At 44.3% G+C, this 4,202-nt stretch carries 3 protein-coding genes and 1 pseudogene; 2 read left to right on the top strand and 2 right to left on the bottom strand.

Features of this window, described 5'->3' with window-relative positions; all coding sequences use genetic code 11:
* A partial coding sequence (gene lpdA / locus AZ66_RS27445) for a dihydrolipoyl dehydrogenase (protein ID WP_044357812.1) occupies positions 1–1,250 on the bottom strand: 1,250 nt, incomplete at its 3' end.
* A gap of 178 nt (positions 1,251–1,428) precedes the next feature.
* On the opposite strand from lpdA, the gene AZ66_RS27440 reads away from it, so the two are divergent.
* Entirely contained in the window at positions 1,429–1,764 is a 336-nt protein-coding gene (locus AZ66_RS27440) for a DUF2627 domain-containing protein (protein ID WP_044357811.1), read from the top strand.
* 499 nt (positions 1,765–2,263) lie between these two features.
* Here AZ66_RS27440 and AZ66_RS27435 read toward each other — a convergent pair.
* Positions 2,264–3,418 (bottom strand): annotated as a pseudogene (locus AZ66_RS27435) (VanZ family protein); the annotation flags it as partial.
* Positions 3,419–3,631: 213 nt separating this feature from the next.
* Here AZ66_RS27435 and AZ66_RS33470 point away from each other — a divergent pair.
* Positions 3,632–3,757: a hypothetical protein gene (locus tag AZ66_RS33470; protein WP_269433151.1), complete on the top strand. Its 126-nt coding sequence runs from the start codon at positions 3,632–3,634 to the stop codon at positions 3,755–3,757.
* Positions 3,758–4,202 lie beyond the last annotated feature (445 nt).

Raw genomic sequence — 4,202 nt, 5'->3', positions numbered from 1 at the left:
AAATCATTGCTATCCGCATTTGCAATTATTTTCACGAATCCAGTCGTATCCCCCTGCACAATTGCCTTGCCTATTGCTTGAAACGGAACTTTGCTCGTCTTAATCGAAAATCCCGCTTCAACTGCTTCCTTCTCCGTCCATCCGATGGATGCCGTTTCTGGCGCTGTATAGATGCAGCGAGGTATACGACGGGAATCGATCCCCGAATCTGCCTCGCCACATATGTGACGAACTGCAAGAATTCCTTCTGCTGATGCAGCATGAGCAAGCTGTAATCCCCCAATAACATCGCCAATCGCATATATATGAGACTCATTTGTTTGCATAAATTCATTAACAATAATACGACCATTGCCGTATTCAATGCCCGCATTTTCCAGCCCAATGTTCTCAATATTGGCCTGTCTTCCTATACATACGAGCAGCTTGTCTGCATTTATGTCTATCGCTTGTCCGTTCGAGGTAATCTCAAGCTTCACTTCTCCTGTGTCTGGATCTATTTGAATTTTCTCAGGTTCAACAATTGCTTGTGTATGTATTCGCGCACCACGCTTCGCCAATTGACGCTGAAGTTCGGTTGAGACGTCCTTATCTTCTTGCGGAACAAGATGAGCAGCAGACTCAATGACATTCACTTCAACACCGAAGTCTGTCAGCATGGAAGCCCATTCTACCCCAATGACTCCGCCCCCTAGAATCGCCACTCTCTTCGGCAGCTCTGTCCATTCCAGCGCCTCATCCGTCGTAACAACAGAAGGGTGATCTACTGGAAGTCCTGGCAAAATGCGCGGACGTGATCCTGTTGCAATAATGACATGGTTCGGCACGATTGTGATCGCTTCTCCCTCTTCACATTCTACCGCGACTGAGCCGCTTCTCGGTGAAAAGATGGAAGGCCCCATAATCCGTCCCACTCCATGAATGACTTCAATTTTGTGCTTTTTCATCAGAAATTGCACACCTTTATGAAGCTGGTCTACAACCTTCTGCTTGCGAGCCTGAACCCGATCAAAGCGCAGCTTCCGTCCCTCAATCTCGATGCCGAAGGATTCGGCTTCTCCTGCCTGACGGTATATTTCAGCACTCCGAAGCAGAGCCTTGCTTGGGATGCAACCTCGATGCAAGCATGTTCCCCCTAGCTTCTCACGCTCAATGACAGCGACTGACTTGCCAGCCTGGGCTGCTGCAATTGCAGCGATATAACCTCCAGTTCCTCCACCCAGAATCGCAACATCTACTTGTTTCGTCATGCAAGCAACTCTCCTTTCGCGTTCATTTCCGATGGTTCTATTGTACTCCCTTTTCTTTGCGCAGCAAACATGACAAATGTAATCCTATTGGTTCTTAAGGAGAGGAAACATTAGACAAGTATGCGCAATCAAGGTAATATGAAGCTAACTTTCATGACGTGAGCAGGTGAAGATCATAATGAAGCAAACACATGTAATCACTCGATTTATTGCGGTTCTGCTTCTGGTTATACCAGGGGTAACCGCGACAAGCGGATTTCTGCTTATGAAAAATGCTGTGTTCGATTATGTGGTCGACCATGGCAATGATAAGCTATCAGCCCCCGCATTCCAATGGCTGCCCTTCACCGCTGGTCTGCTTCTGTTCATTATTGGCGTGGGCTTCATAGGGGGATGGATATTTTATCGTGACCGTAAGCGTAACTACGTAGCGGCACGTTTCCGTCCAAAAAAAATCCCCAAGCCACAATCCTTCCGTCCTAGTGCGGATGGCTCAGTAGAAGGCAAAGAGTAAGCCACGATAAGAACTGTTGCTGGCGCACCATTAGGAGTAACCCTTCTGGTCAAAGAACGAATGATATTGTTCTCTAGTGCATTTATTACCAATTTACGCTCGCATCTCGATTTAGATGAACGAAATTCCAATAAGAAGGGCCTCTATAATCACAATGCTGTGATGATTAGAGGCCCTTCTTAATTTGTATTTATTCTTCTTTCTTCGCCAGCTTCTCCTTCAGACGAGCCAGCTCTTGATCAACCAAGTCGCGAGCATTATTCGAACGTGCTGACCCTGTTGACTGCGGAGCCTGCATAACCTGATTTTCAGGTTTCTCATCTGAATGCACTTCATGTCTGGATGGTACTGAGGTTATCACGTCATCAACAACCAGCTCTTTGTTCAGGATGTCATCGTAGTTTGGTTTAGCAGTGATTTCAGGCTCATTACCAACTGATTCATCCTGCGTAGAAGGAACAGAATATTCATCTGTCAACTCTCGCCTCATTCGTTCTGGGATGGTAATCACATTACGAGTTCGGCTTATTTTTTCGTAAAATAGACGCTTATCTTTCTTGAACAGATGCAGCATGAGGTGCAGGAAGAGTATACCGTTGAAACCAAGCCACGCAATCACTACCAATATCATAACCAGCGAATCCATAGCCTCGTTGAACTTCAATACATACCCAAGTACGTAATTGATTCCACCCACACCGAAATACAATATACCGTATCGCTTCAGCAAACCGACAAATGTATTTCTGCAAAGGGAACCCTCTGTATCGTCCTGAACCAAGTGGATACGTGTTACCCATTTGCCGAAGGTTTTCCCATCCGTAAACGTTGGTATGAGTATAAAATAAACGAAAATACCTGCTGCCAAATACAAGAAATTAAATTCACTCAGCTCGAAATTGCTATAGTTGTCTCCATATGCAATCGTACGGTATACAATGTAGATGCAACCCATGATAATCGATAGCAATGTCATATCCAGCCACACCGCGATTCCTCTGCGAATGAATCCAACAGGCTTCTTGCTCAGATCTACATGTTCATCCAGCTGGTGTGAACGCGGCAGGAAGTATGTAAATACTGGTGCCAGTAAAAATCCGATACAGCCCCCTGCAGTATTCAAAATCAAGTCATCTACATCAAACAACCGATATGGACAATCGTAGAACCCATACAAGCCTGTTCGTTGCGTAATCTCAAAAAATAAAGAGACAAGAAATGCAATAAACGTCGTCTGCAAGAACGATCGTTGGAAATAGTAGCGCATATATACGCCAAGCGGCAGCGTCAATACCACATTGAATGCGGCCTGGAAAAAGGCTCTTTCCTTCAGCAGCTGTACATAGGTCGTTGGATGCGACCATTCAACACTAGACTCCTTCATAATATCGCGAACGAATTGGAGTGGGCGCAGCTGCTCAAATACTGCACCTGCCCGATCCACACAATTATGCACATTTTGCGGCAGCGGCAATATCACCAAATAATAAGCAGAAATAAAATAGAGCAGCATGGAATAAAGCACCAAAGCGCGAACCTTATTTACATACCCGTATTTGCGATATTGCACGATTAAAAAAGGAAGCGTCAAGAGTAATGCCGCTATCGGGAACGTAAGAAAAGCAAATTTAATTGGAAATAGATACGCGTTCATCTGTAACCCTCTTTATCACTGTAGTCGCATTCGTAACTTTATCGATTAGACGATCAAAAGTCAACGAAATCCATTGTATTTGCCACATTACATTTTTGTAAGCCAGTATTCTGGATGATTTACTGCCAGATTAGGCCGAACTGTTGGAACCTTTCCCCCTCATCCTGATTACAATAATCATGATAAAATACCGTGTCACCAAGGAGAATGAGCATGGCCGATGAAGATGACAATAAACGACTGATACTTCTTATTGTGGTCATAGTTCTGTTCGTTGCCTATGCATTTGGGATCATTCAAGGAACGGGGGCAGAACCGGCAGAGACAATTGGAGAGTAATCTGATAAGAGGGTGAGTGGCTGTGTCCTTTTCAAAAAATAATAATAAAAAAATCAAGTGGAAATGGAAACAGAAACTCTAAAAATAATAATAAGAAAAAAGCCAACTGCCCTAAACTAAGCATTGACCAAATTGCAGTTATCGCTGCATTATTAACCAATTCCCTGCAGGTTCAATCTGTTCTTGTCGACCGTGATCAAGCCGTTGAGGTATTGCTGGTCGGCTCTCTTCGCAAGAAAACCCAAATGGATAACCTGCTCAATCAAATAAGCGAGCTGTCTGTTGGTGATTTCCTTGAAAGTTTAAAACGATTTGGTGAATAGGGTTGTATTTCGCATACGTAGACGTGGACAAGTTCGGGGGTGATTGGAGGAATGGATGATGACTCTACTCAATTCGACAAAAAAGAGGGTTAGAGAATAATAGATCTCTAACCCTCAGATTG

Origin of the sequence: Paenibacillus sp. E194, from assembly GCF_000935845.1 — a bacterium.
In the GTDB taxonomy this organism is placed as follows: Bacteria; Bacillota; Bacilli; order Paenibacillales; family Paenibacillaceae; genus Paenibacillus_B; species Paenibacillus_B alvei_B.
This window is presented reverse-complemented; position numbering and strand designations above follow the sequence as displayed.

Bases quoted from the DNA above. Each gene is read 5' to 3' on its own strand.
- AZ66_RS27440 (WP_044357811.1), top strand. From the start codon at position 1,429: ATGAAGCAAACACATGTAATCACTCGATTTATTGCGGTTCTGCTTCTG.
- AZ66_RS33470 (WP_269433151.1), top strand. From the start codon at position 3,632: ATGGCCGATGAAGATGACAATAAACGACTGATACTTCTTATTGTGGTC.